The 25,555-nt window shown below is 57.8% G+C and carries 20 protein-coding genes; 12 read left to right on the plus strand and 8 right to left on the minus strand.

The window, feature by feature from the left end; all coding sequences use genetic code 11:
- The first annotated feature begins 89 nt into the window (after positions 1-89).
- The gene (locus F0155_RS10540; protein ID WP_150524478.1) at positions 90-2,420 is read left to right on the plus strand and encodes a sensor domain-containing protein; all 2,331 of its coding nucleotides are present in this window, start codon (positions 90-92) and stop codon (positions 2,418-2,420) included.
- Positions 2,421-2,489: 69 nt separating this feature from the next.
- On the opposite strand, the gene F0155_RS10545 is transcribed toward F0155_RS10540, so the two are convergent.
- The gene (locus F0155_RS10545) at positions 2,490-4,289 is read right to left on the minus strand and encodes a PHA/PHB synthase family protein (RefSeq protein WP_150524479.1); all 1,800 of its coding nucleotides are present in this window, start codon (positions 4,287-4,289) and stop codon (positions 2,490-2,492) included.
- A 271-nt stretch (positions 4,290-4,560) separates the two neighbouring features.
- Between F0155_RS10545 and F0155_RS10550 the strand changes: the two genes are divergently transcribed.
- The 10 genes from F0155_RS10550 to F0155_RS10595 all read left to right on the plus strand — a co-directional run bounded on the left by F0155_RS10550 (position 4,561) and on the right by F0155_RS10595 (position 15,925).
- Positions 4,561-4,905, plus strand: a complete 345-nt coding sequence (locus F0155_RS10550; RefSeq protein ID WP_150524480.1) for a hypothetical protein — start codon at positions 4,561-4,563, stop codon at positions 4,903-4,905.
- Positions 4,906-5,063: 158 nt separating this feature from the next.
- A complete protein-coding gene (locus F0155_RS10555; RefSeq protein WP_150524481.1) occupies positions 5,064-6,281 on the plus strand; it encodes an LL-diaminopimelate aminotransferase in 1,218 nt (405 codons plus the stop codon).
- 28 nt (positions 6,282-6,309) lie between these two features.
- Complete coding sequence (locus tag F0155_RS10560; protein ID WP_150524482.1) at positions 6,310-7,623, plus strand: homoserine dehydrogenase; 1,314 nt, start codon at positions 6,310-6,312, stop codon at positions 7,621-7,623.
- A 55-nt stretch (positions 7,624-7,678) separates the two neighbouring features.
- Entirely contained in the window at positions 7,679-8,674 is a 996-nt protein-coding gene (glpX, locus tag F0155_RS10565) for a class II fructose-bisphosphatase (protein WP_150524483.1), read from the plus strand.
- 47 nt (positions 8,675-8,721) lie between these two features.
- Positions 8,722-10,542: a single-stranded-DNA-specific exonuclease RecJ gene (gene recJ, locus F0155_RS10570; RefSeq protein ID WP_150524484.1), complete on the plus strand. Its 1,821-nt coding sequence runs from the start codon at positions 8,722-8,724 to the stop codon at positions 10,540-10,542.
- Between the two features lie 84 nt (positions 10,543-10,626).
- Complete coding sequence (locus F0155_RS10575) at positions 10,627-10,815, plus strand: hypothetical protein (protein ID WP_150524485.1); 189 nt, start codon at positions 10,627-10,629, stop codon at positions 10,813-10,815.
- 207 nt (positions 10,816-11,022) lie between these two features.
- Positions 11,023-11,919: a nitrilase-related carbon-nitrogen hydrolase gene (locus F0155_RS10580; RefSeq protein ID WP_150524486.1), complete on the plus strand. Its 897-nt coding sequence runs from the start codon at positions 11,023-11,025 to the stop codon at positions 11,917-11,919.
- A 114-nt stretch (positions 11,920-12,033) separates the two neighbouring features.
- Entirely contained in the window at positions 12,034-12,528 is a 495-nt protein-coding gene (locus F0155_RS10585; RefSeq protein ID WP_150524487.1) for an NUDIX hydrolase, read from the plus strand.
- Between the two features lie 106 nt (positions 12,529-12,634).
- A complete protein-coding gene (locus tag F0155_RS10590) occupies positions 12,635-14,158 on the plus strand; it encodes an inorganic phosphate transporter (protein ID WP_150524642.1) in 1,524 nt (507 codons plus the stop codon).
- Positions 14,159-14,434: 276 nt separating this feature from the next.
- Positions 14,435-15,925 carry an inorganic phosphate transporter gene (locus F0155_RS10595; protein WP_150524488.1) on the plus strand — a complete coding sequence of 497 codons (1,491 nt, stop codon included), beginning with the start codon at positions 14,435-14,437 and terminating at the stop codon, positions 15,923-15,925.
- 168 nt (positions 15,926-16,093) lie between these two features.
- On the opposite strand, the gene F0155_RS10600 is transcribed toward F0155_RS10595, so the two are convergent.
- The 7 genes from F0155_RS10600 to F0155_RS10630 form a co-directional block, all read right to left on the minus strand.
- Positions 16,094-16,933, minus strand: a complete 840-nt coding sequence (locus tag F0155_RS10600; protein ID WP_150524489.1) for an ABC transporter substrate-binding protein — start codon at positions 16,931-16,933, stop codon at positions 16,094-16,096.
- Between the two features lie 22 nt (positions 16,934-16,955).
- Entirely contained in the window at positions 16,956-17,723 is a 768-nt protein-coding gene (locus F0155_RS10605; RefSeq protein WP_150524490.1) for an ABC transporter ATP-binding protein, read from the minus strand.
- Complete coding sequence (locus F0155_RS10610; protein ID WP_150524491.1) at positions 17,716-18,423, minus strand: ABC transporter permease; 708 nt, start codon at positions 18,421-18,423, stop codon at positions 17,716-17,718. The genes F0155_RS10605 and F0155_RS10610 overlap by 8 nt, the downstream gene beginning before the upstream one ends.
- Positions 18,424-18,589: 166 nt before the next feature.
- Complete coding sequence (locus F0155_RS10615) at positions 18,590-19,165, minus strand: sarcosine oxidase subunit gamma (RefSeq protein WP_150524492.1); 576 nt, start codon at positions 19,163-19,165, stop codon at positions 18,590-18,592.
- Positions 19,158-22,157: a sarcosine oxidase subunit alpha family protein gene (locus F0155_RS10620; RefSeq protein WP_150524493.1), complete on the minus strand. Its 3,000-nt coding sequence runs from the start codon at positions 22,155-22,157 to the stop codon at positions 19,158-19,160. The genes F0155_RS10615 and F0155_RS10620 overlap by 8 nt, the downstream gene beginning before the upstream one ends.
- Positions 22,154-22,459: a sarcosine oxidase subunit delta gene (locus F0155_RS10625; protein ID WP_150524494.1), complete on the minus strand. Its 306-nt coding sequence runs from the start codon at positions 22,457-22,459 to the stop codon at positions 22,154-22,156. Before F0155_RS10625 ends, F0155_RS10620 begins: the two co-directional genes overlap by 4 nt.
- A gap of 11 nt (positions 22,460-22,470) precedes the next feature.
- Entirely contained in the window at positions 22,471-23,724 is a 1,254-nt protein-coding gene (locus tag F0155_RS10630; protein WP_150524495.1) for a sarcosine oxidase subunit beta family protein, read from the minus strand.
- 546 nt (positions 23,725-24,270) lie between these two features.
- Here F0155_RS10630 and mtoX point away from each other — a divergent pair.
- A complete protein-coding gene (gene mtoX / locus F0155_RS10635) occupies positions 24,271-25,536 on the plus strand; it encodes a methanethiol oxidase (protein ID WP_425299921.1) in 1,266 nt (421 codons plus the stop codon).
- The last annotated feature ends 19 nt before the right edge of the window (positions 25,537-25,555 follow it).

Here is a 25,555-nt window from a genome sequence, read left to right on the forward strand (position 1 = left end):
GCAATTATCCTAATTTCACAACTTTTAAATGGTGACTAACGTCATTTCTGGTGAGAATGGTTTTTTATGTAATCCTTGGTTGAGTGGTGATGCGTGAGAAAAAGGGCCATTCCTTCGATCTTGAGGTCGAAGATGCGGTCAGAAGGTCACAAATTCCCGATACGCAGGCACAGGCCTTCTCATTTGACGGTGAGCAGGTGATGGGAGCGCCCGACCTCGCCAAATCCGGCGAATGGCTGCAGGCCATTGCTGATGAAGTTGCCGACTACATCTATCTTAAGGACCGCCACAGCAGGTTCGTGTTTGCCAATGCAATCGTTGCGCATGATTTCGGCTATGATACCGGAAGCGAATTGTCCGGTCTGACCGATCACGATCTTCTGCCAACGGAAACAGCTGACCGTTTCCTTCAGGACGAGCAGGAAATCTTCGCAACCGGAATCGCCAATATCGACTACGAAGAATATGTCGAGTTTGGCAGCGGCGTGAAAAAATGGCTGTCGACTTCCAAGTTTCCGCTGAAAACACCCGATGGAGAAATTGTCGGGATCATGGGGCTTGCGCGCGACATTACCGTGCGCAAGAAGCTGGAATCCCTTCGTATCGGCCAAACCCGTGTTCTGGAAATGATTGCAAAGGGCGGGGGAGAACAGGAGATCCTTGAAGGGATCGTGAACCTGATCGAGGATCAGCTGGATGGGGTTGTCGGGTCCATTTTGACGCTGTCCGATACTGGACGTCATTTGTTGCTCGGCGCTGCTCCATCCCTGCCACAAGATTATAATGACGCCGTCCATGGAATTGAGATCGGACCCAATGTCGGATCTTGCGGGACTGCAGCATATTTGCGCGAGAGCGTGATTGTTGCAGATATCGCAACCGATCCCCTTTGGGAGCCCTACAAGGATCTCGCCCTGTCGGCAGGTCTGCGGTCCTGCTGGTCGACACCGTTTTATTCCAAGACGGGCGAGATGCTCGGCACGTTCGCTCTCTATAATCGCAAGGTTTCCGAGCCCTCTCCAATCGAGCTGAGGCTGGTGGAGGAAGCCACGCGTCTGGCGTCCATCGCTATTGATCGCTTGCGGGCAGACCGCGAGATCAACTTCCTTGCCCGTCACGACGTTTTGACAGGGTTGCCGAACAGGCTGGAGTTCAAGTCGCGGCTGGAAACACTGCTGCGCCGGTCGAGAACCCGGGAAGAACAACTGGCAATCGTCTTTGTCGATCTCGACCAGTTCAAGATCGTCAACGACAGTTTCGGCCATTCGATCGGGGACGATGTTCTTCGGATCATCTCGAAGCGTCTGCAGAACATCATCTCTCAGGATGAGTCTGTGGTCCGGTTTGGCGGCGACGAGTTCGTGATCCTGCTCGGGCACGACAAGGTGACCAAGGACGCGATCATTCCCTTCCTCGTGGAGATGCGACGGACCCTGTCAGAGGCCATTCTGGTTCAGGGCCGCACGTTCCACATGACTGCCAGCATCGGCGTTGCCTGTTTTCCTGACGACGGGGACGACGCGGAATTGCTTATCAGCCGGGCGGACAACGCCATGTATAAGGCGAAAGATGCGGGCAGGGACGTCTTCAAATTCTACACCCCATCCATGAGCAGCGGTGTTGCCCAAAGGCTGACGCTTCTGGAGGAAATGCGGGTTGGGCTGGAAACGGGCGAGTTCCGGCTGGACTATCAGCCGCAGGTCAATGTCCAAAGCGGACTGATCATCGGGATGGAAGCCCTGGTTCGGTGGGATCACCCCTATATGGGCACCCTGTTTCCGGGCCGGTTCATTCCGCTGATGGAGGATACCGACCTTATTTGCCAGTTGGGCAAGTGGGTTTTGGGTGAAGCCTGCAGACAGGCGCAGCTCTGGGACAGAGCCTATGGGCTGGAATGCACCATGGGGGTCAATGTCTCCGCGCGCCAGTTCAGCGACGACGCCTTTGTCGATACGGTCAGGTCCGCCCTTGAAGAGAGCAAGCTGGACCCGAGCCTGCTGGAGCTTGAAATCACGGAGAGCCTGCTATTTCGCAACAAGGTTCAGGCGACCAGTGTCATGGCCGAGCTGAGAACGCTTGGGGTCATGCTGGCGATCGATGATTTCGGCACAGGATATTCCAGCCTCAGTACCTTGCGTTCGTTTCCGCTGACCCGGTTGAAGATCGACAAATCGTTCATTGGCGATCTTGATCGCGACGACGGGGACGGGTGTATTGCCCGCGCAATTGTTTCGCTTGGTAATGATCTGGGACTGTGTGTCGTCGCAGAAGGCGTGGAAACCGAAATGCAGCTGCGCAAGTTGCGGGAAATGGGATGCCGGGAAGTGCAGGGCTTCTTCTGCGGGCGGCCAATGCGCCCGGAAGATCTGGAAAAGCGCCTGTTATCCGGAGGGTTGATCACCAACGCTTTGCAAGCCTGATTGCAAATCAAGCCAGACGTGAAGGGCTGCCCGGTGGCCGGGCAGCTCATTTTGTTTGGATTAGCTGTTTCAGACCCGTTCCATCACATAGGTTCCCGGCGCATCGCCCAGTACCTTCACCTTGTTGGCGCCGGGCTTGCGGGCCTTCACCGTATCCCCGTCATTCTTGCGGATCCAGGTATCCCAATGTGGCCACCAGGACCCCGGTGTCTCTTTGGCGCTTGCAAGCCAGTCTTCCAGATCGCCTTTCGGCGCCCCGTTGGTCCAGAACTGGTATTTGTTCTTGTTCGGCGGATTGACCACACCGGCAATGTGACCCGACCCCGACAGGACATAATCGACCGGACCGCCAAAACAGGAACAGCCGAGGAAAACGGACTTCGGCGGCGCGATATGGTCTTCGCGGGTCGCAAGATTGTAGATCGGGATTTTTACGTTCTTCAGGTCAAGCGTGACATTGTCTATGACCATCCGGCCCTGCGACAGCTTGTTTTCCAGATAACAGTTGCGCAGATAGAAGGAGTGATTGGCCGCCGGCATGCGGGTGGAATCGGAATTCCAGTACAACAGGTCGAACGGGAAGGGCTCCTTGCCCTTCAGATAATTGTTCACGACGTAAGACCAGATGAGATCGTTTGAGCGCAGCATATTGAACGCTGACGACATCTTGCTGCCATCCAGATAACCTTGCTCGCTCATCCGGTTCTCGAGCATCTCGATCTGCTCTTCATCCACGAAGACCTTGAGGTCGCCGGCATGGGTGAAGTCCACCTGTGTGGTGAAGAAGGTCGCGCTCTTGATGCGGTCGTCGTTTTTCGCCGCCATGTAGGCAAGTGTGACGGCCAGCAGGGTGCCGCCGACGCAATAGCCGATTGCGTTCACTTCTTCCTGTTTGGTGGCTTTCTTGATGACATCCAGCGTGTTCAGGATGCCTTCCTTCATGTAGTGCTCGAAACTCTTTTCGGCCTGTCGCTCGTCCGGGTTTACCCATGAGATGACGAAAACCGTATGGCCCTGATCCACCGCCCACTTGATGAAGGATTTTTCCTGATTGAGGTCCAGGATGTAGAACTTGTTGATCCACGGCGGCACGATCATCAGCGGCCGCTTGAGCACGGTGTCCGTGGTCGGCGTGTATTGCAGAACCTGACAGACATCGTTTTCCGCAATCACCTTGCCCGGAGTCATGGCGAGGTTCTTGCCGACAGCGAACTTGGAAAGGTCCGTCTGACGAATTCGGATATCGCCTTTTCCCGCCAGAATGTCCTCGGCGAGGAACTGGGTTCCCTTGACCAGATTCTCGCCGTTGCTTTCCAGCGTCAGGCGGAGAAGCTCGGGGTTGGTCATCAGGAAGTTGGAAGGCGAGATCGCGTTGGAAATCTGCTGCACATAAAAGCCGGCCTTGTGGCGGGTGTGCTCATCCAATCCCTCTGCGTCGTCGACCATCGTCTCCGCCCAGTTGCTGGTGATCAGGTAGAGCTGCTTGAGGAAATCGAAAAACTGGTTCTCCGACCATTCCGGATCGGCGAAGCGCTTGTCGCGCGCCGGTGTTTCGACTGCAGGCGCCGCGGTTTCACCCATCATTCGTTTCAAGGAAGAGTTCCACAGGCCGATATATCCGGACCAAAGGCGCGATTGGGCCTCCACTGCCCGTTGTGGATCGGAAATCCAGTATTCTCCGACTTGGGCCAGCGTCTTGATGACGTTTGTCAGTTCATCTGTGTTGTCGACCTTGCCCTTTTCACGGGGTTCGAGATAGGCGGCAACGGCCTTTCCCGTGTTTTCGAGTGTCTTGGCAAGGTTTTGGGCAAAAGCTTCCGGATTATTGATAATATACTGCAGCATGGGATGCTGGCGTTCGTCGGCCATTGATGCAGGTTCCCTGTTAACGTCTTCGGGGGCTACCGGTTTTCAAATGGTTCAGGCTTTTTCGGTTGCCTATGTTTGACTTGGAATTGCTTGTTGTTATTTTGCGCCTGGTTCAGCATGTCACGGTATTTATGACACAGGTTAGGCCCTTGCGTCGAATGCGAATCTCGTAAGGACATGGTCAACTTTCGCATAGTCAGGATTCTGCGTATCCGATAGGTGTTTGTTGCACTTTCGGACGTGAAACGAGTGAAAACAGGGAACTGTGACATTGAAAAGACAAACCGTAATGGCCATCGGTCTTGGGTTGGCGCTGTCGGGATGTGCGCTTGGTCCGGACAAGGGGCTTGTGGATTCGCTGGTTTCCTTCGGCAGCGATGAATATGCCTTGCCTGCCGATGTCGTTGCGGATGCACCGCCGCCAACTGGCCTGATCGACGAAGAAGAACGTGTTGCCACGATGGATCACCTGCGGTCTCTCGCTGCTGACAACGCGAGCAAGGCAGCAACGGAGAAGCCGACCGCCGACGAACTGCTGTGGTTGAAAGACAATCACGGAAAGGCGGCTCTCGACGAAATCGAGGGGGGCGAGGCGGCTACCCAGCTGCGCAACTGAGCCCTGATCGGCGATTTCCAGAATTTAATCGATAAAATTCAGTACGAAGACCCTCAAAGGTGGGTGCGAACTTGAAGAGAGGCTGATAAAAGGGCCGCGCAGCAGCAGGGGAATCCTGTCTTGCCTGAGTGTCAATTGTCGATTCAAGGATCCGCGCCATGGAGGAGTTCCACAAGACCAAACGGCTTCCGCCGTACGTCTTTGAACAGGTCAACCGTCTCAAGGCCAAGGCACGAGCGGCGGGCGCGGACATTATCGATCTCGGCATGGGCAACCCGGATCTGCCGACCCCGAAGCACATTGTCGACAAGCTGACCGAGGTTGTTCAGGACCCGCGCAGCCATCGCTACTCTGCTTCCAAGGGCATTCAGGGCCTTCGCAAGGCGCAGGCCAACTATTATCAGCGCCGCTTTGGCGTGAAACTCAATCCGGACACGCAAATCGTTGCCACCCTTGGCTCCAAGGAAGGCTTTGCAAACATGGCGCAGGCCATCACTGCGCCGGGCGATGTCATCTTGTGTCCGAACCCGAGTTATCCGATCCATGCCTTCGGCTTCCTGATGGCGGGCGCTTCCATCCGCTCCGTTCCAGCCGAGCCGGGGCCGGAGCTCTTCCATGCTCTGGAGCGGGCCATCATTCATTCGGTGCCCAAGCCGATTGCGCTTATCCTGTGTTACCCGGCAAACCCGACGGCCTATTGCGCTGATCTGGAATTCTACAAGGATGTCGTCGCGTTTGCCCGCAAGCACGAGATCTTCATTCTTTCCGATCTGGCCTATTCCGAAATCTATTTCGGCGACACGCCTCCGCCGTCTGTGCTGCAGGTGCCGGGTGCGATGGATGTCACGGCTGAGTTTACCTCCTTGTCCAAGACCTTCTCCATGCCGGGCTGGCGCATGGGCTTTGCGGTCGGCAACGAGCGCTTGATCAATGCGCTGTCTCGCGTGAAATCCTATCTGGACTATGGGGCATTCACGCCGATCCAGGTGGCAGCCACCGCTGCTCTCAACGGGCCGGACGACTGCATTCGCGAAACACGCGCGATCTACAAGCGCCGCCGCGATGTGGTGGTGGAATCCTTCGGGCGGGCCGGGTTTGATATTCCAGCACCGGAGGCCAGCATGTTCTGCTGGGCGCCGATTCCGGAAAAATTCCGCCACCTTGGCAGTCTGGAATTTTCCAAGTTGCTGCTTGAAAAGGCAGAGGTTGCGGTTGCACCGGGTATCGGGTTTGGCGAGCACGGTGATGACTATGTGCGCATCGGTCTGGTCGAAAATGAACAGCGCTTGCGTCAGGCAGCAAGGAATGTCCGTCGCTTCCTTGAAAGCGCGGACAAAACAATGCACAACGTGGTCCAGCTCGAGACATCGAGCTGAGACTGATCGAACTGGAATTCATTGAAATATGGCAGATGCATTGAAAGTCGGCGTAGCGGGACTTGGTACCGTTGGGGCCTCCGTCGTTCGCCTGATTGGCAAACATAGCGCGCAATTGGCGAAAAGAACCGGCAAGACCCTTGAGGTTACCGCTGTGAGCGCTCGTGACCGCACGCGCGATCGCGGTGTGGATCTGTCTGCCATGACCTGGTTTACCGATCCGGTCGACATGGCCAAGACCGCAGACATCGATATCTTTGTCGAGCTGGTTGGCGGCGATTCCGGTGCAGCTGAAGACAGCGTTCGCGCAGCGCTGTCCCGCGGCATCCATGTCGTGACTGCGAACAAGGCGTTGTTGGCCAAACATGGCGTATCTCTTGCTGTTCTGGCAGAGGAAAACAATGCGTCACTGAATTACGAAGCTGCCGTTGCTGGCGGGATTCCGATCGTCAAGACGATGCGCGAAACCCTTGCAGGCAATGAAGTATCGCGCGTCTACGGCATCTTGAACGGGACCTGCAATTACATCCTGACCCGCATGGAAGCGGAAGGCATCAGTTTTGAAGACTGCCTTGCCGATGCGCAGCGGCTTGGATATGCGGAGGCCGATCCGACCTTCGATATCGAGGGCAATGACACCGCGCACAAGCTGGCGATTTTGACCAGCCTTGCGTTCGGGACGAAGATTTCCGACGACACGATCTATATCGAGGGCATCACGTCCATCACGACTGCTGACATTCAGGCGGCGGATGAACTGGGCTACCGGATCAAGCTGCTGGGCGTTGCTCAGAAGACTGAAACTGGCATCGAGCAGCGCGTTCATCCGACCATGGTTCCCAAATCTTCCGCGATTGCGCGGATCGATGGTGTGCTCAATGCGGTTGCCGTTGACGGCGATTTTGTTGGCGAGGTGATCCTTGTTGGTCCCGGAGCAGGTGGCAATGCGACGGCGTCATCCGTTGTGGCGGATATAGCCGATATCGCGCGCGGCGACCGCACACCGGTGCTGGGCATGCCCGCTGTCGACCTTGCCGATTACACACGCGCTGGCATGCGCAAGCATGAGGGTGGCTACTACATCCGCCTGTCGGTCTACGACCGTCCGGGGGCATTTGCGACCATTGCCAGCTGTATGGGGGAGAAGGGCATTTCCCTTGAATCCATCGTCCAGCGGCGGGGTGAGGCACGGGCCAACACGCCCAAGGACGAGCCGCAACCGGTCATCCTGATCACCTATGAGACAACCGAAGAGGCCGTCAAGGAAGCGCTTGAGGCCATCTTGTCCAAGGGTGTCGTTGCCGATGCACCGCGCATGATCCGTATTGAAAAACTGAGCTGAACAGGGACCGGCAGAGACCCGAAGACGGGCGGACCGGACAGGACTGGAGAGTTTAATGTCGAACACCGATGTAGCTGCAGAGAGCGGTCTGGACCGGATTTTGACCCTCGAGCTGGCGCGTGTCAGTGAACGCGCGGCAGTGGCTGCGGCGCGTCTGCGGGGTCGGGGTGACGAAATGGCTGCCGATCAGGCTGCCGTTGATGCAATGCGCCGGGAGTTGAATCGCCTGCCGATCGACGGGACCGTGGTTATCGGTGAAGGAGAGCGCGACGAAGCGCCGATGCTTTATATTGGCGAGAACGTCGGCACGAAGCACGGCCCAAAGGTCGACATCGCTCTTGATCCGCTCGAAGGCACGACGATTTGCGCGAAGAACCTGCCGAACTCGCTGGCTGTTATTGCGCTGGCTCCGGAAGGCGAACTTCTGAACGCGCCTGACAGCTACATGGACAAGATCGCAATCGGCCCTGGCTATCCGGCTGGCCTGATAGATCTGGATGCCCCGATTGCCGACAACCTGAATGCCTTGGCAAAGGCAAAGGGCGTCAAGATCGGCGAAATCACCGCCTGTGTGCTTGACCGTCCGCGCCATGCTCGGCTGATCGAGGACATTCGGGCAACCGGTGCTGCGATCCGCCTGATTGGCGATGGTGACGTGGCCGGTGTCATTCACACGACTGACCCGGAAGAAACCGGCATCGATCTTTATGCCGGGATCGGCGGCGCACCGGAAGGCGTTCTGGCCGCGGCGGCTCTGCGTTGCATTGGGGGCCAGATGCAGTCTCGCCTGGTCATCACCCGCGACGAGCAGGTCGAGCGGGCGCATCGCATGGGCATCGACGATATCAAGAAGAAATACACGCTTGAGGAAATGGCCGGACCGGACGTGCTGTTCGCAGCTACGGGCGTGACTGACGGCAACTTCCTGCAGGGTGTGAAGTTCGGTCGCAACATGATCACCACACACACCGTGGTGATGCGGTCTTCCACCGGAACCGTTCGTTACATCAAGGCCCAGCATCAGCTTACGGACCGGTTCGAGCTGGCCTGAGGAGCACCTGTGCGGAAGGTTGGACTACAGGATCCGGAGCTAAAATCATGACCGGGTTGGCTGGCATCGATCAGCCCGCCCGTCTTGTGCTCGGGGTCCAAAAGTCGTTCAACCAGAATGCCTGGCGGGATCGCTTGACTGAGGAGCAGGTGCGCAATGCACTTGCGATTTCCCAGCGTCTTGGCGTTCCCGATGTTCTGGCGCGGGTCATGGCGGCCCGCGATGTTCAGCCTGAGCAGGCTGAGGAATTTCTCGCTCCCTCCATCAAGGCGCTGATGCCCGATCCCTCGACACTGGTCGACATGGATGCGGCCGTTGCGCGAGTGGCCGATGCGGTTCAGGCCGGGACCGCAGTTGCCATTTTCGGTGATTACGACGTCGATGGCGCCACGTCATCTGCCGTGCTGGCCCGTTACCTCAGATGGGTAGGGCTTGATCCGCAAATTCACATTCCTGACCGGATCATCGAAGGCTATGGCCCGAATGGCCCCGCGCTCGAACAGCTTCATGCCGATGGAGCGCGGCTGCTGATCACCGTCGACTGTGGCAGTACCTCGTATGAAGCCTTTGAGGTTGCCCGCAAGATCGGCCTCGAGATTGTCGTGATCGACCACCATCAGGTGGGCGAAACGCTTCCCGACGTCCGCGCTCTGGTCAATCCCAATCGACAGGATGATTTGTCGGGGCAGGGGCATCTGGCGGCTGTCGGAGTGACCTTTCTGTTCCTTGTTGGTCTGAACAGGGAGTTGCGCCAGCGCGGGTTCTTTAACGGTCGGGCTGTGCCGGATCTCATGGCCTTGCTCGATCTTGTAGCGCTCGGGACGGTTTGCGACGTGGTTCCGCTGAAAGGCCTCAACCGGGCCTATGTCTCACGCGGCCTTGAGATCATGCATCAACGCCGCAATCCCGGACTTGCCTTTCTGGCAGATGTTGCGCGGGTTGTCGGAAAAGTGTCCCCCTACCATCTCGGGTTTCTGCTCGGCCCACGGATCAATGCCGGAGGGCGAATTGGTGACGCTGCCCTTGGCGCGCGGTTGCTGACGTCGGAAGGCCATGTCGATGCCCGCCAGATCGCGGCCCGGCTTGATGAGCTCAATACGGAGCGTCAGGCGATGGAAGCGGTGATGCTGGAACAGGCGGATGCGCAGGCCGTCATGGCCATTCAGTCGGAAGATCCCGCCGTGTTGATCACCGGGTCAAATGAATGGCATCCGGGTATTGTCGGTCTCATTGCCTCCCGTCTCAAGGAAGCTCATCGACGACCTGCCTTTGCCATCGCCTATGATGAAAGCGGCAAGGGGACAGGATCAGGCCGTTCGATTGCCGGTGTCGACCTTGGCCGGGTTGTTCGCGGCGCTGTGGATGAAGGAATTCTGGAAAAGGGCGGTGGCCACGCCATGGCGGCTGGCCTCACGGTCAGGAAAGACCGCGCCGAAGACCTTGCAGCCTATTTCGATGCCCAGTTGAAGGCACAGGTTGAAGCGGCCAATGCGTCACGTGACCTGAAAATCGACGGTGCCCTGACGGCCAGCGGTGCCAATCTGGACCTGATGGAGTATCTGGAGCGCGCCGGACCCTATGGTGCGGGGCATGCCGAGCCGGTTTTTGCCTTCCCGGCACACCGCGTTTCCTTTGCCGATGTTGTCGGCAACGGCCATGTTCGTGCCAGCTTGAGCAGCTCGGACGGAAACAAGATCAAGGCCATTGCCTTCAAGGCGGCGGATCGCCCTCATGGACAGGCAATGTTGGAAAGACGTGGGCAGATGCTTCACGTTGCAGGAACCTTGTCCGTGGATACATGGCAGGGAACGCCGCGTGTCCAGCTGCGGATTATCGATGTTGCCGATCCGCAAAAGTCACAGCGCTAGCTACTTGCGTTAATTCGAATTAACCAAGTTTCAAGGTTCTTCACCCTAGAGTTGCCCTGCTGAAGAAATCGGCGGAGGGAATTCATGGCTCAGAACGAGCTGAGCGACCTGTTCAGGCAGATCGACTTGCATACAGACCGTGCGCTTGCCGGGGTGGACTATATGCGCCGGAATGGACATGCACGCATTTTGCCGGGCAACCGCGCCATCCACCGTCTGGGAACGATGCTGACATTCGCATTGTTTGCCTTTGGAGCTCTCATGGTTCTCTGAGAGACGTTTCAAGCCCGAAGTCTGCCTTGAAACGCATTGTCTTTTCGGTTTCTACTGCCATTTCTGAATCGTATTCGCAAATCATCTCCCGGATTCTGGTCCGGATATTCTCCTGTTCAAGTTGACGTTTCGTCCGGACCAAATGGTCGACATCAGCGAAAAGGGGATTGATTGCGAGGCGACCTCTCCAGGCATCGGATACTGACCATGGACACTTACAAGATTGCCCTTTTGTCGCTGAATGTCGGCTTCGCTCCCGCCAGTGTTGAGGCGTTTGCAGAGCATGTTGAGCACTATGTTCGCCGGTCTGCGGAGAAGGGGGCAAAACTTCTCGTTCTGCCGGAATATGCGATTGAAGCCTGTCTGGCGTTCAAGCCTGCTGGCCTTGCCCCGGTGGATGAAATGGCGTTCCTCGCCGAATGCGGTGTGGAGTTGCTTGAGCGGGTGCAGGATTGGCCGCGCCGATATGGAGTTCACCTGTGTCTCGGTTCTCTTCCGGTTCACAAGGGCGGACGGTCCTTTACGAACACCGCCATTTTGCTTACCTCGGACGGGCGTGACATTCGGCAGGACAAGTTGTGCCTCACACCGGGGGAAAAGGACCCCGACAGCTGGCAGCTGACGCCCGGCAATGATCTCGTCCTGTTCGAGCTGGACGGCCTGAAAATGGCCATTGTGATCTGCCTTGATATCGAGATGCCGGCACATTCGCTTCTGCTTGCAAGGGCGGATCTTGATCTGGTTCTGGTTCCTTCGATGACGGAACGGCTGGCCGGGTTCCACCGGGTCTATGACTGCGCGAAGGCCCGCGCTGTCGAACTCATGACCAGCATCGCCGTGTGCGGCGTGATCGGGGCGTCCAAGGGAAGCACGCAGAACATGACCAATTTTTCAGGCGCGGCGCTGTTCGTTCCCTGCGAGGAAGAGCTTGGACATCGCGGTGTGGCGGCATTCGTTGATCCGACGGACGGTGAGGATGGAAAGGACATCTTTATTCAGGCCTCGGTTCCGGTCGGGATCGTTCGGCAGTTGCGACAGGGCGATGCTGAGGTCTGGCCAGGTGCCTGGACTGCAGAGCACGTGAAAACCCGTAGCTTGTTCTAGAAAAATTCACCGTTTTGTCGTAACGTAAAGCGCACATTGTGCATCCGCAGATATGGAAATTGGAACTCTGCTGCCTACATAACAACGAACGCTGTGAAGAATAACGAACACAAAATGGCAATTGCTGAGCCGTATAATTCCCCGTCGCCTTCCTGGTTGGACACCTTGATAGGTTTGTTCAAGAAGCCCGCGCGTTTGCAGGTTGCCGCACTGTGTTATCGGCTGACAGATCATGGTCCGGAAATCCTGCTTCTGACATCCCGAGGAAAGGGGCGCTGGATCCTGCCAAAGGGATGGCCCGAGCTTCACTTCGCGTCCCATGTCACTGCGTCCATTGAGGCTTTTGAAGAGGCTGGCATTCGGGGAGAGGTTGAACCGAAACCCTATGCCTCCTTCAAGTCCCACAAGGGGCTCGAAAAAGGTATCGACATTCGCACAACCGTTCTGGTCTATCTGGTGAAAGTGACCGAAGAGCTCGATGACTACCCGGAAAAGGGCCAGCGGCAGGTCAAGTGGTTCCCGGTCGCGGATGCGGTCGAGCAGGTCGATGAGCCCGCATTGAAGCCTATTCTGGAAGCTTTCGGCAAGGACATGACCGGCAATCGGTGACTTCCTTGATTATTTTGCCGGGCAAGCATTTTATTCATCAAACTGACACAGGGACGAGTTCAGATTCGATCTGGCTTGGACAAGCGGGACGATCAATTTGAACGACATGGACCCACCCCGGAAATACAAGGGACCGGTTCTCGACAAGGATCTGGACAAGATCGCTTATGTCGAAGGAGCGGCGGATAGTCTTGGGCGACGACTGGTCGGCCCCGGGTTGGCGCTTGCCTTCATCGTGTTTTGCGGATTCGTGGCGACCACCCAGTTTGCGGCAATCTCCAATCCGAACGCCATCATTCTGGCGGCGGCTGCAGCAATCGGGGCCTATATGGCTCTCAATATCGGCGCAAATGATGTCGCGAACAACGTTGGCCCTGCGGTAGGCGCAAAGGCGATTAGCTTGCGCACGGCGCTGTTGATTGCTGTTGTCTTCGAATGTGCAGGCGCATTGCTTGCCGGCGACAAGGTCCTCAACACGGTCGCCACCAACATCATGCCCATCACCCCGCAAATGAATGCGAGCCTGATCACGTCGGCGATGATGGCGGCGCTTGTCTCCTCGGCTGTCTGGATCCATATCGCGACCTATGTGGGGGCGCCGGTTTCCACGACCCATTCGGTGATTGGCGGGATAATGGGGGCGGGCATCGCCGCAGCAGGCTGGTCTGCCGTCAGCTGGCCAATCATGGGCACTATTGCAGCCAGCTGGGTCATGTCTCCCTTGCTTGGGGCTCTCGTGGCTGCCTGCCTTCTGGCTTTCATAAATGCCGTCATTGTTGATCGTGAAGACAAGCTGGCGGCGGCAAGACAGTGGTTGCCAATCCTCATCGGCATCATGGTGTGTGCCTTTACAGCCTTCTTCCTGATCAAGGCGCTGGACCGCGTTCTGCTTGTCCCGGTCTGGCTGGCTTTTGCGGTTTCCCTCATCCTTGGCGGCATTGGCTGGTTCTCCAGCCGTCCGGTCATTGCCCGGCAAACAGTTGGTCTTGAAAATCGATCCCAGTCTCTCAAGCGGCTGTTTGTCTGGCCGTTGGTTGCTGCCGCATCGGTTCTGTCCTTTGCGCATGGGGCAAATGATGTTGCCAATGCGGTCGGCCCGGTGGCAGCGATTGTCGAGATCCAGCGCATTCAGGCTGCGGGGCTCGATCCGGTGGCGCTGGAGTTTCAGAGCGCGGGGATGCCTCTTTGGGTCAGCGCCATCGGCGCATTGGGCATTTCCCTTGGCCTCATTCTATTTGGCCCGCGCCTCATTCGGGTGGTGGGACAACGGATTACCAAGCTCAATCCCATTCGCGCCTTCTGCGTGTCGTTGTCGGCGGCGATCACTGTCCTGCTGGCCACGAGTTTCGGACTTCCGGTCAGCTCCACCTATATCGCGGTCGGGGCCATTTTCGGCGTCGGGTTCTACCGAGAATGGCGCAAGGATCGCAGTCGTACGGCGTCTTCACATATCTTCGGCCTGCTGGCTGCCCGCAGCCGCGGTCCGAACAGGGAAGTGCTTTACAGGCGGCTGCTGGTTCGCAGGTCCTATCTTCTGACCATTATTGGCGCATGGGTGGTGACTGTCCCGATTGCCGGCTGTCTTGCCGCCGTCACATTCCACGTTATTCAGCTGCTATCGGCGCTTTGAAGGAAGCACTCCATTCTGAGTGTCCGACACCGATTCCCCTCAGGCTGTCTTCGCGTTGTGCAGGGCTGCCAAACAGGTCCGGGAATCCCGAAGGTTTTCGAAAGTGGCACTCAGTTCGCCAGAATCTCGCCATGATTGGAAGGCGGCTAAGGAAATTGCTTGATTTCGCGTTTTTGCAATTGAGTTTTCCGGAGGATCAGGTATCGCCGATCCAGTAGAATCCTCGGCAACGCCTCGGATTTAAGGCTCTGACACTGATCCGGACGAAACATCCCCATGACAAGCTATCAAAAGCCGACCCTGGACAAGGACCTCGACAAGCTGAGTTCGATGGAACAGGCGACCGTCAGTCTTGGCCGGCGACTTGCCGCGCCGGGTCTCGCGCTGCTCTTCATTGTCCTGTGCGCGGTGGTCGCCGCGTCCTTCATGTTCGAATCCAAGGGCGGGGTTGTCATCGTCGCAGCTGCTGCCATCGGGGCCTACATGGCCCTGAACATTGGTGCGAACGACGTGGCCAACAATGTGGGACCGGCCGTTGGGTCACGCGCCATGACGCTGGTCACCGCGCTGATCATTGCGGCGGTCTTTGAAAGTGCCGGTGCGCTGATTGCCGGTGGGGACGTTGTCGGAACCATTTCGAAGGGCATCATCGACCCGTCGTCCGTTTCCAGCCCGAGTGTCTTCGTGGCGGCAATGATGGCCGCGCTGGTGTCCTCCGCGCTTTGGATCAATATGGCGACCTGGCTTGGAGCTCCGGTGTCCACCACCCACTCTATTGTCGGTGGTGTCATGGGAGCAGGGATCGCAGCAGCCGGATTTTCCGCCGTGAACTGGGTCACGATGAGCAGCATTGCGGCAAGCTGGGTGATTTCACCGGTTCTTGGCGGCGTCATTGCTGCGCTGTTCCTTGCCTTCATCAAGACTTTCATCATCTATCAGGAAGACAAGATTGCCGCCGCCCGTCGCTGGGTGCCGGTGTTGATTGCCATCATGGCTGGCGCCTTCGCGTCCTACCTCGCCATGAAGGGCCTCAAGAAGCTCATCAAGATCGATTTTGCCACGGCTTTGTGGATTGGCCTTGGTGTCGCGGTTCTGGCGTGGGGCATTACCCGTCCGCTGATCATTCGCCAGTCGGAAGGTCTTGAAAACCGCAACCAGTCCCTGCGCAAGCTGTTCGCCATCCCGCTCGTGTGTTCCGCTGCGCTGCTGTCCTTTGCTCACGGTGCAAATGATGTTGCCAATGCGGTTGGTCCGCTGGCGGCAATTGTTCACACCGCTGGTCTTGGTGAAGTTGCGGACAAGGTCACGATCCCGCTCTGGGTGATGGCCGTTGGTGCTCTCGGCATTTCCTTTGGCCTGCTGCTGTTTGGTCCGAAACTGATCAACATGGTCGGTCAGCAGATCACCAAGCTGAACCCGATGCGCGCCTACTGCGTCGCTCTGTCTGCGGCCATCACGGTGATTGTCGCGTCCAAGCTCGGTCTGCCGGTGTCCTCGACACATATTGCGGTCGGTGCGGTCTTCGGCGTTGGCTTCTTCCGCGAGTGGTATACGGAGAAATCCAAGCGCCGCGTTGCCTATATGGAACGCAAGAACGGCGGGCGGGAAATCCGCTCGGCTGAACGCACGCGTGAGGATCAGGCGCGGCGCAAGCTCGTTCGCCGTTCGCATTTCATGACCATCATTGCAGCCTGGGTGATTACGGTACCAGCAGCAGCACTCCTCTCTGGTGTGCTTTACCACATTCTGGTCCGGTTCATCGCCTGACCAGTCAGCTCGCACGAAACAAAAATGGGCCCTAGAGCACGTCTCGCATTCACTGAATCACTCGACGTGCTCTAGATATTTGATTTGGCGCATTTCCTGACGGCGAACCGGTATCCACTTCGCCTGGAAATGCTCTAGCGGGCCCTTTTCTTGTTTCTGCCTGAAGGTTCAGTTGGGCGCCGAGCTCTTTGCGTTTGGAAAGAACAGCTGCTCGCCATTGACCTTGAAGCTCGCGATTGCCTTTTGGCCTTCCTCGCCAGTTAGCCAGTCTATGAACGTCTGTCCGAACTCGGCTTTCACGTTGGCATGTTTTTCCGGGTTCACGAGGATAACGCCATACTGGTTGAACAGGCGATCGTCGCCTTGGGTCAGGATGTCCAGGTTGCCCTTGTTTTCAAAGGCAAGCCAGGTTGCCCGGTCAGACAGGGCATAAGCGTCCATGCCGGACGCGGCATTCAGGGTTGCGCCCATCCCCGAGCCGGTCTCGCGATACCAACCGCCTGAACTTGCAGCAGCATCCACTTCGGCCAGCGTCCAGAGTGCCTTTTCCTTCTTGTGAGTGCCGCTGTCATCGCCGCGAGAGGCAAAGACGGAGCCGGTTTCGGCGATTTTCTTCAAGGCACTGGTGACGTCGGTCATGCCCCGGATCCCGGCGGGGTCGGATTTCGGGCCGACGAGAACGAAGTCGTTATACATGACGTCAAAGCGCTCGACGCCGTAACCGTCGGTCACAAACTTTTCTTCGGACGGTTTTGCATGGACGAGAAGAACATCACCATCACCGTTTGCCGCGTTCTTCAGAGCCTGACCGGTGCCAACGGCAACGACCCGCACATCAATGCCGGTCTTTTCCTCAAATGCAGGCAGGATCGCATCCAGCAGGCCCGAGTTCTGGGTGGAGGTGGTCGACTGGACGATGATGAAATCTTCCGCCAAAGCTGCAGATGAAACAGCAGATCCAACGCTTGTTGCGAACAGGGTTGACGCGAGAAATTTCGAGAAGCTCATGAAATACTCCGGACAGTGAAAATCAAACGAGGATTTCGCCGCCGAGATAGGCTCGCGCGGCGTCGGATTTCGGATTGCTGAAGAAGTCTGTAGCGGGCGTGTGTTCGCTCACATGGCCTTTGTGCAGGAACACCACTTCTTCGCCGAGGCGCTTTGCCTGATGCTGATCATGGGTCACGAGAATGACCTTCACGCCTTGCCGCCGCACCCGGCGGACGATCTGTTCGATCATCAGGACAGAGGCCGGATCAAGATTGGTGGTCGGCTCGTCCAGCAGGAGAACCTTGGGCTCCAGAATGAGAGCACGGGCAAGGGCAAGCCGTTGCTGCTCTCCGCCTGAAAGCACGCGGGCAGGGCGGCTCGCCAGATCTGTCAGAGACGCTTCTTCCAGTGCCTGCTCCAGCCGCTCCTTCCTGTTAGCCAAGGAGCGCAGCCCAAGGGCAAATTGCAAATTGGCTCGAACCGATCTGCGCAGAAGCGTCGGCTTCTGGAAGACCAGTGCCTGTTGCTTGCGGATCGCCTTTGTCAGTGTTTGCCCGTCCCAGGTGATTTCGCCAACGGTCGGCTGCAACAAGCCATGGATCAGCCGCAAGAAGACGCTCTTTCCAGCGCCATTCGGGCCCATGAGCACCGTGAGCGCATCGGTCGTCAGATCGAGGTCAATGCCGGAGAGGATTGGCGTTGGGCCTGCCTGATACGCCAGATGCCGGACGCGGAGCGCCATTGGCGAAGCGTGTTTGTGCCTGAGTGCTTCCTCGTGAGCTGCTGGAAAGGAGACCACACTAGGCATGGGCGAAGCGTCCTTCTACCGATTTCAGAAGACTGGCTGTGGCATTGACAGCAAGGGCGATGAGCAACAAGACCATGCCGAGCGCCAAAGCCAGCGCAAGTTCGCCCTTGGACGTTTCAAGGGCAATCGCTGTCGTCATGACGCGGGTCACGTGATTGATGTTGCCGCCGACAATCATCACCGCTCCGACTTCGGCAATGGCCCGGCCAAAGCCTGCCAAGAGGACAGTCATCAGCGAAAAACGGGCATCCCACAACAAGGTCGCAATGGCCGTGTGAACCGGCACCACCATGGAGCGGAACGTGTCGGCATAGTCCTCATTCAGGTCGGCGATGACCTGACGGGTAAGAGCGATGATGATCGGCGTGATCAGGATCGACTGGGCGATGATCATCGCCGTGGGTGTGTAGAGCAGTTTCAGGACGCCGAAGGGGCCAGCATTGGACAGCATCATGTAAACGCAAAGGCCAACGACGACCGGAGGCAGGCCCATGAGCGCATTCGACAGCACGACCAGAATGCCACGCCCGGGGAATCGGGCAATGGCAAGGACGGCTCCAAGCGGCAGTCCGATCAACGCAGAAACGAGCAAGGCTGTGGCGGTGACGCGCAACGACAGGCCGACAATTTGCACAAGTGCAGGGTCTGCATCCAGTACGAGCGTTCCTGCCAATACGAAGCTTTGTGCAAAATCCTGCATTATTACGCTTCTTGTCCCGTCATTGTGATCATTTCGTATCATAACGCAGTATTTTGGAGTCGCAAAGCCCGACAGAAGGCTAGCAGGCCAAATCATACGGGCAAAAAGAAAGGGCGCCTGATTGGCGCCCTTGCACGTTCTGATTGGTGGTGGTTGACCAAATCCCTCAGGCTGCGGAAAGCTCTCCGGCAGACTGAACGAGAAGACCGGCCACATAGTCCATGAACGATACCCAGGCCTCGACCACGAAACTGTCTTCACCTGTTCGCCACACCATGACCGGTGCCTTGTGAAAGACGGTGCGGGTCACTGAACCGACAGGGAAGGCGGACACGTCCAGATCGATCGGAATGCCTGTGTTCAGCAGCCAGACAGCACGATCGCCGGAGACGAGGATGGCTTCCTGCCGATGAGACACGTCTACAAGCGACGTTGGATGGCTTTCCAGTGCGGCCTCTAGCTTGGCTGAAACCGCTTCGAGATCGCTTTCCGGGGCAATCAGCATCCATTCGTCCGGGCCGAGCCAAAAGGCGATGCGGTCAGACGTGGTTTCGGCTGACAGAGGTTTTGCGGGCAGGGCAACGCCAAAGGCTTTGCCTGCCGCCGCGCGGGCATCGTCCCGGCAGCGGAAAGAAAGGCGTGAAACCGGAGCGGCTCTCAAAATAGAGACGCTGGAAATGGCCAGAAGCGGTTCTTCGCCAGCATCCGGCACATAGAGATCGGCGGTTACCTGATCAACCATTGACCCGGCCTCCTTCCTTGTCGACAAAGATCGTGTCGGTCACTTCAACCTCGATGGCCCCGCTGGGCATTGGGACATGAAGCGTCTTGCCCATGAGGTCGCGGCCACCCTTGACCATGGCAAGGGCGATGGACCGGCCGAGCACCGAGCTGTGGTAGGATGAGGTGACGTGGCCTTCCGCAGACGTTCCCGCTGGCGGGTTGGCCAGTTTCGTTACCTGCGCGCCTTCTTCCAGAACGACCTTCGGATCCTTGGTCAACAGACCGACAAGCTGCTTGCGCCCCTCGGCAACGAGATCTGGCCGCTGCAAGCCGCGCTTGCCGACAAAGTCGAACTTGTTCTTGCCGATGGCCCAGGACATGCCGACATCGTGCGGGGTCACCGTTCCGTCGGTTTCCTGTCCGACGATAATGTAGCCCTTTTCGGCGCGAAGAACGTGCATCGTTTCCGTGCCGTAGACCGTGCCGTCGTGCTTCTCGATTTCCTTGGCCAGCGTCTCCCAGACCATCTTGCCATGGCGGCGGGGAATGTTGACTTCAAAGCCGAGTTCACCGGTGAACGAAATACGCATCAGGCGGCAAGGAACACCGCAGAATGTTCCCGTGGCAACGCTCATGTGCGGGAACGCGTCCGGCGACAGGTCGATGCCTTCCACAAACGGTGCGATCACCTCACGGGCCTTGGGCCCCTGAACCGCACAGACGGCATATTGCTCCGTGGTTGAAGTGATCCAGACATTCAGGTCCGGCCACTCGGTCTGGAGATAGTCCTCCATCGTCGCAAAGACATGGGCCGCGCCACCTGTTGTCGTGGTGACGTGGAAACGGTCTTCTGCCAGCCGTCCGATGACGCCGTCGTCGATGATGAAGCCGGCCTCATTGAGAAGCAGGCCATAGCGGCAGCGACCAACACCGAGCTTCTTCCACGGGTTGGTATACATCCGCTCCAGAAATTCAGCAGCATCCGGCCCGACAACCTCGATCTTGCCGAGTGTCGAGGCATCAAAAAGGCCGACGGATTTGCGCACTGTTTCGCATTCCCGAGCAACGGCTGCATGCATGTCCTCGCCATTGATCGGAAAATACCAGGTGCGTTTCCACTGACCGACATCTTCAAAGACACCGTCATTTTCCACCACCCAGTCATGGGATGGAGTGCGGCGAACAGGATCAAAGAAGTCTCCGCGCGAAACGTTGGCAAAGACACCGAAAGTGGTCGGCGTATAGGGCTGGCGGAACGTCGTCAGGCCCACATCTGTCAGCGGTTTGCCAAGCGAGGTGGAGGCGATCTGCAGGGCGTTCAGGTTGGACAAACGTCCCTGATCAGTCGCCATGCCTGTCGTTGTATAGCGCTTGATGTGCTCGATGGAGTGCATGCCCTCGCGCACGGCAAGCTTGACGTCCTTGGCGGTCACATCGTTCTGGTAGTCGACGAAAGCCTTGACCTTGGACGCGTTGCGATCATGCGGCAGGGCGCCAAGAATGCCGCCATTTCCGGCATCGGCTCCATTTGCCTCTGCCCGGGCGAGCTTGGCGGTTTTGCCGGTCGCTGCCTTCGCCGCTTGCTCCCCGGCATTGTATCCGGCTTCCAGGGTTGCACTGAGGCCATAGACCCCGGCGCAGGCACCTGCGGAGCGTTCGTTCTGGACGGGGGCGCCGGGAACGAAAGTGCCCAGCGTGTCGTCCCAGACGACCTTGCCGCGGGACTGAGAATAGAGGCTGACTGTTGGTGTCCAGCCGCCGGACATCAGCAGCGCGTCGCAGGTTACTTCTCCCGCAGACGTGACACCACCGGATGTTACTCGGCCTAGGAGCGCGCCTGACACGCGTTTGCGGCCTTGCGTCCCGGTGATGACACAGCCGGTTTCAACACGAATGCCGCGTGCATGGGCGACCGACAGCAAGGCTTCGGAAGGCTTCTCGCGCATGTCGGCAATGGCCGCAATGTCGACGCCGCGATCAGCGAGATCAAAAGCGGCCTGCCATGCAGTGTCGCAGGCGGTTGCGACAAGGACGTTGTCCCCGACCTTGACGCCATAGCGATTGAGATAGGTGCGACCGGCGTCGGCAAGCATGATGCCGGGGCGATCATTCTCCGGAAACACCATGGGACGTTCGATGGCACCGGCTGCGATCACCACTTCCTTGGCCCGCACCTGCCAGAGCCGCTCGCGCGGCAGGGCCGGATCGGGGTCGGCCATATGCTCGGTCACGCGTTCGGCCAGAGACACAAAGTTCTGGGCGAAATAGCCGAAGGCCGTCGTGCGGGGCAGGAGGGTGACATTATCCTTGGCCGAAAGGCTGCGGATGCTGTCTTCAACCCATTCTGTTGCCGACTTCCCGTCAATCGTCGCATCGCTTTCGGACAGCAATGAGCCGCCGAATTCGGACTGTTCGTCGCACAGGATCACGCGGGCGCCGGTTTCGGCGGCAGCAAGGGCTGCAGCAAGACCGGCAGGACCGGAGCCGATGACCAGAACATCGCAATGAGCATATAGATTGCCGTAAGTGTCATGATCCGGGTTGATCGGAGGTTTTCCAAGGCCTGCGGCTGCACGGATGATCGGTTCATACACCCGGTCCCAGAAGGCGCGCGGCCACATGAAGGTCTTGTAGTAGAACCCGGCAGGAAACAGCGGTGACAGAAGGTCGTTCACTGCGCCTACGTCGAAGTCGAGCGATGGAAACCGGTTCTGGCTGATCGCCTTCAGGCCATCATAAAGCTCGACCTGTGTCGCCCGGAGGTTCGGGGTCTGGTCGCCCTTGCGATAGATGCCAACCAGTGCATTCGGCTCTTCGGATCCGGCAGTGAGGATGCCGCGCGGGCGGTGATACTTGAAGGACCGGCCAACAAGATGACGGCCATTGGCCAGCAGGGCGGAAGCGAGGGTGTCGCCTTCAACGCCAGTCAGTTCTTCGCCGTCGAACTGAAAAGTCAACTGCTTGTTGCGGTCGATCCGGCCACCGGAATGGGTGCGGAAGGGCTGGCTCATCGGGAGGCCTCCTTCGCGATGGCGTCGAGATCCGGCTTCGGCTCTCCGGTCTTGTAGACTTTCAGGAACTTGTCGCCGACGGTCTCGCGCAGGGCGTTGAAGAACCGGCCGCATCCATGGATGTGGCGCCAACGCTCGGCGTAGATGCCCTTAGTGTTGGTGCGCATGTAGAGGAAGTCAGCCCATTGTTCGTCGCTTTGTGTCGACGGGTCAGTCGGCCGGGCAATATGCGCTTCGCCGCCGCAGCGGAACTCAAGCTCCGGGCGCTCCACCTCACAATAAGGGCAGTATATCAATAGCATGTCGAGAACCTTTAATGTGCCACTGCAGCTGCGGCAGCCTCGTCGATGAGGCGACCAGTGCGGAACCGCTCCAACGAGAAGGGAGCAGCGATCGGATGTGGCTCATCCTTGGCGATTGTATGTGCGAAGACATGGGCAGAGCCCGGCGTGGCCTTGAAGCCGCCGGTTCCCCAGCCGCAGTTCACGAAGAGGCCCGGAACCGGTGTCTTTGCAATGATGGGCGAGCGATCCGGTGTGACGTCGACGATGCCGCCCCAGTTGCGCAGCATGCGCATGCGGCGGAACATCGGGAACAGTTCGCAGATCGCATCGATCGTGTGGGTGGTGATGTGGATGCCGCCAGTCTGCGAATAGGAGACGAACTGGTCGGTTCCCGCGCCGATCACCAGCTCTCCCTTGTCGGACTGGGAGATATAGGCGTGGATCGTGTTGGACATGACCACACAGGGGAAGGCGGGTTTCACCGGTTCGGAGACGAGAGCCTGCAGCGGGTTTGACTCCAGCGGCATTCGAATTCCGGCCATTTCCATCAGCACGGATGTGTGGCCTGCAGCAACAACGCCGACCTTTTTTGCCTTGATGAAGCCCTTGGCTGTTTCGACACCTTCAACAGATCCATCCGCTGCCCGGCGAATGCCGGTCACGGCGCAGTTCTGGATGATGTCGACGCCCAGATCATCGGCAGCACGGGCATAGCCCCAGGCCACCGCATCGTGACGGGCTGTACCGCCGACCCGCTGCAGGGCTGCGCCAACGACTGGGTAGCGGATGTCCTTGGAAATGTTCAGCGGCGGGCAGTATTCCTTGGCTTCTTCCGGGGTCAGCCACTCGTTCTGGACACCGGCGAGGCGGTTGGCATGCACATGCCGCTTGAACACCTGAATGTCATGCACTGTGTGTGCGAGCATCATCACGCCGCGCGCCGAGTACATCACGTTGTAGTTCAGCTCGTCAGACAGGCCATCCCAAAGCTTGACTGCGTGGTTGTAGAGCGCCGCGCTTTCTTCCCAAAGATAGTTCGAGCGGATGATGGTCGTGTTTCGACCGGTGTTGCCACCGCCCAGCCAGCCTTTTTCGATAACGGCAATGTTTTTGATGCCGTGTTCCTTGGCCAGATAATAGGCTGTGCCCAGACCATGTCCGCCCGCGCCAACGATGACCACATCATACTCGGCCTTCGGCTCGGGCGCGCGCCATTGACGACCCCAGTTCTGGTGCGCCGAAAAGGCGTTTTTGGCCAGTTCCAGAAAAGAATATCGCTTCATCAGCGAGCTGCTCCAACACTCCAGAGAACGGACAGCGTGATTGTTACCACGGTTTTGCGGAATACTGGCTGGCGTTTGCCCATGATTTCAAGTGCCAACGATACATCCAGTCTCGTGCATCATTGCGATCAGGCATTGATAAGCATGGCGATTTTCAGTCGCCCGCTGGTCTGAAAGCGACACCGGTCAGGAACTATCGTCGCAGGGCGTTCTCCCGCCATTTGATGCGATTGTTTGGCAGGTTCGATGTCGATAGCACTGAATGTACCGCAATACAGACCTTAGTATATCCGCTGAAAATATTTTTAAAGATCGCATCTTGACGCAAAGGAATAGGTGCGACTTCATATGTGTAAAGGCAATGATTACTAAATATCGCTCGTTTGAGGAAAAAATATAACAATCAACTGGTCGCAGTCCTGCTTTTTGGGTGGGGGAAACGGTCAGTCGCATCAGTTCAGGCGATGAATTAAGTCCGATACTGCGATTTTGGAGGAAAACACTATGGGTTTCAGGAAGTTGGCGTCGGTTTTTGCAGGTGCTACCATGCTCATGTCGCCGGGCTTGTCCTTGGCCGATGAAACCTGTCAGTCCCCCTATATGCCGAAGATCACGGGCGAAGAGGAGTTCGTCTACGTCTGGACGCTCGGCAAGGAAGGAATTGGCGACGAATCCGACAAGCTGGTAACCGTGGATGTTCGCAAGGGATCAGATACCTACGGCAAGGTGGTGGCCAGTCTTTCGGTGGGCGGGCGAAACGAGGCTCATCATGCCGGCTTTTCCGCCGACCGTCGCTTTCTTTGGGCCGGTGGCCTCGATACCAACAAGATCTTTGTTTTCGACGTGCATTCCGATCCTGGCAAACCCATTTTGACCAAGACGATCGACACCTTCGTCAAGGATACCGGCGGGGCCGTTGGCCCGCACACTTTCTACGGCCTTCCGGGGCGCATGATGATTTCGGCCCTGTCGAATGACAAGGATCACGGCGGGCGCACGGCTCTGGTGGAGTATTCCGATGAAGGTGAGTTTATTGCCACTCACTGGATGCCGACCGCAGAAGATCCACGCGGCGCCAAGATCGCCAGCGATGTTGTCGACGGCTACGGTTATGACGTGCGCGCCCTGATCCGCAAGAACGTGATGCTGAGTTCCTCTTTCACCGGCTGGTCCAACTACATGATGGATTTTGGCCAGATGCTGGAAGACGGCGAGGCAATGAAGCGCTTCGGCCAGACCGTTGTCCAATGGGACCTGCATTCGCGTCAGCCGAAGAAGGTGATGCATGTGCCCGGTGCGCCGCTGGAGATCCGCTTCGCATGGGGCCCGGAAAACAATTACGCGTTCACGACTGCGGCCCTGACTTCCAAGTTGTGGCTGATCCACGCGGATGACAACAATGAATGGCATGCCAAGGAAGTTGCCGATATCGGCGACCCAGCGTCCATCCCGCTGCCCGTGGACATCTCCATCTCTGCGGATGATTCCCGCCTTTGGATCAACACCTTCATGGATGGAAAGACCCGCCTTTTCGACATTTCCGATCCCTATGCGCCCAAGCAGATCTACGAGAAGGTGATTGGTGATCAGGTGAACATGGTATCCCAGAGTTGGGATGGAAAACGGGTCTATTTCACCAGCTCGCTGCTCGCCCAATGGGACAAGAAAGGCGATGCGGACGACCAGTATCTGAAAGCCTATGACTGGGACGGGAAAGACCTGAAGCTGCAGTTCGAGCTCGACTTTTACAAGGAAGGTCTTGGCCGCGCACATATCATGCGCTTCGGCTCCAGCAAGCTTTTCGGCAGCTGATGTCTGAAGAAGTGCAGGT

The organism is Roseibium sediminis, from assembly GCF_008711325.1.
GTDB lineage: Bacteria > Pseudomonadota > Alphaproteobacteria > Rhizobiales > Stappiaceae > Roseibium > Roseibium sediminis.

Excerpts from the sequence above, each read along its gene's own strand:
- F0155_RS10540 (WP_150524478.1), top strand. The coding sequence starts at position 90 with ATGCGTGAGAAAAAGGGCCATTCCTTCGATCTTGAGGTCGAAGATGCG.
- F0155_RS10545 (WP_150524479.1), bottom strand. The coding sequence starts at position 4,289 with ATGGCCGACGAACGCCAGCATCCCATGCTGCAGTATATTATCAATAAT.
- F0155_RS10555 (WP_150524481.1), top strand. The coding sequence starts at position 5,064 with ATGGAGGAGTTCCACAAGACCAAACGGCTTCCGCCGTACGTCTTTGAA.
- F0155_RS10560 (WP_150524482.1), top strand. The coding sequence starts at position 6,310 with ATGGCAGATGCATTGAAAGTCGGCGTAGCGGGACTTGGTACCGTTGGG.
- glpX (WP_150524483.1), top strand. The coding sequence starts at position 7,679 with ATGTCGAACACCGATGTAGCTGCAGAGAGCGGTCTGGACCGGATTTTG.
- recJ (WP_150524484.1), top strand. The coding sequence starts at position 8,722 with ATGACCGGGTTGGCTGGCATCGATCAGCCCGCCCGTCTTGTGCTCGGG.
- F0155_RS10575 (WP_150524485.1), top strand. The coding sequence starts at position 10,627 with ATGGCTCAGAACGAGCTGAGCGACCTGTTCAGGCAGATCGACTTGCAT.
- F0155_RS10580 (WP_150524486.1), top strand. The coding sequence starts at position 11,023 with ATGGACACTTACAAGATTGCCCTTTTGTCGCTGAATGTCGGCTTCGCT.
- F0155_RS10585 (WP_150524487.1), top strand. The coding sequence starts at position 12,034 with ATGGCAATTGCTGAGCCGTATAATTCCCCGTCGCCTTCCTGGTTGGAC.
- F0155_RS10590 (WP_150524642.1), top strand. The coding sequence starts at position 12,635 with ATGGACCCACCCCGGAAATACAAGGGACCGGTTCTCGACAAGGATCTG.
- F0155_RS10595 (WP_150524488.1), top strand. The coding sequence starts at position 14,435 with ATGACAAGCTATCAAAAGCCGACCCTGGACAAGGACCTCGACAAGCTG.
- F0155_RS10600 (WP_150524489.1), bottom strand. The coding sequence starts at position 16,933 with ATGAGCTTCTCGAAATTTCTCGCGTCAACCCTGTTCGCAACAAGCGTT.
- F0155_RS10605 (WP_150524490.1), bottom strand. The coding sequence starts at position 17,723 with ATGCCTAGTGTGGTCTCCTTTCCAGCAGCTCACGAGGAAGCACTCAGG.
- F0155_RS10610 (WP_150524491.1), bottom strand. The coding sequence starts at position 18,423 with ATGCAGGATTTTGCACAAAGCTTCGTATTGGCAGGAACGCTCGTACTG.
- F0155_RS10615 (WP_150524492.1), bottom strand. The coding sequence starts at position 19,165 with ATGGTTGATCAGGTAACCGCCGATCTCTATGTGCCGGATGCTGGCGAA.
- F0155_RS10620 (WP_150524493.1), bottom strand. The coding sequence starts at position 22,157 with ATGAGCCAGCCCTTCCGCACCCATTCCGGTGGCCGGATCGACCGCAAC.
- F0155_RS10625 (WP_150524494.1), bottom strand. The coding sequence starts at position 22,459 with ATGCTATTGATATACTGCCCTTATTGTGAGGTGGAGCGCCCGGAGCTT.
- F0155_RS10630 (WP_150524495.1), bottom strand. The coding sequence starts at position 23,724 with ATGAAGCGATATTCTTTTCTGGAACTGGCCAAAAACGCCTTTTCGGCG.
- mtoX (WP_425299921.1), top strand. The coding sequence starts at position 24,271 with ATGCTCATGTCGCCGGGCTTGTCCTTGGCCGATGAAACCTGTCAGTCC.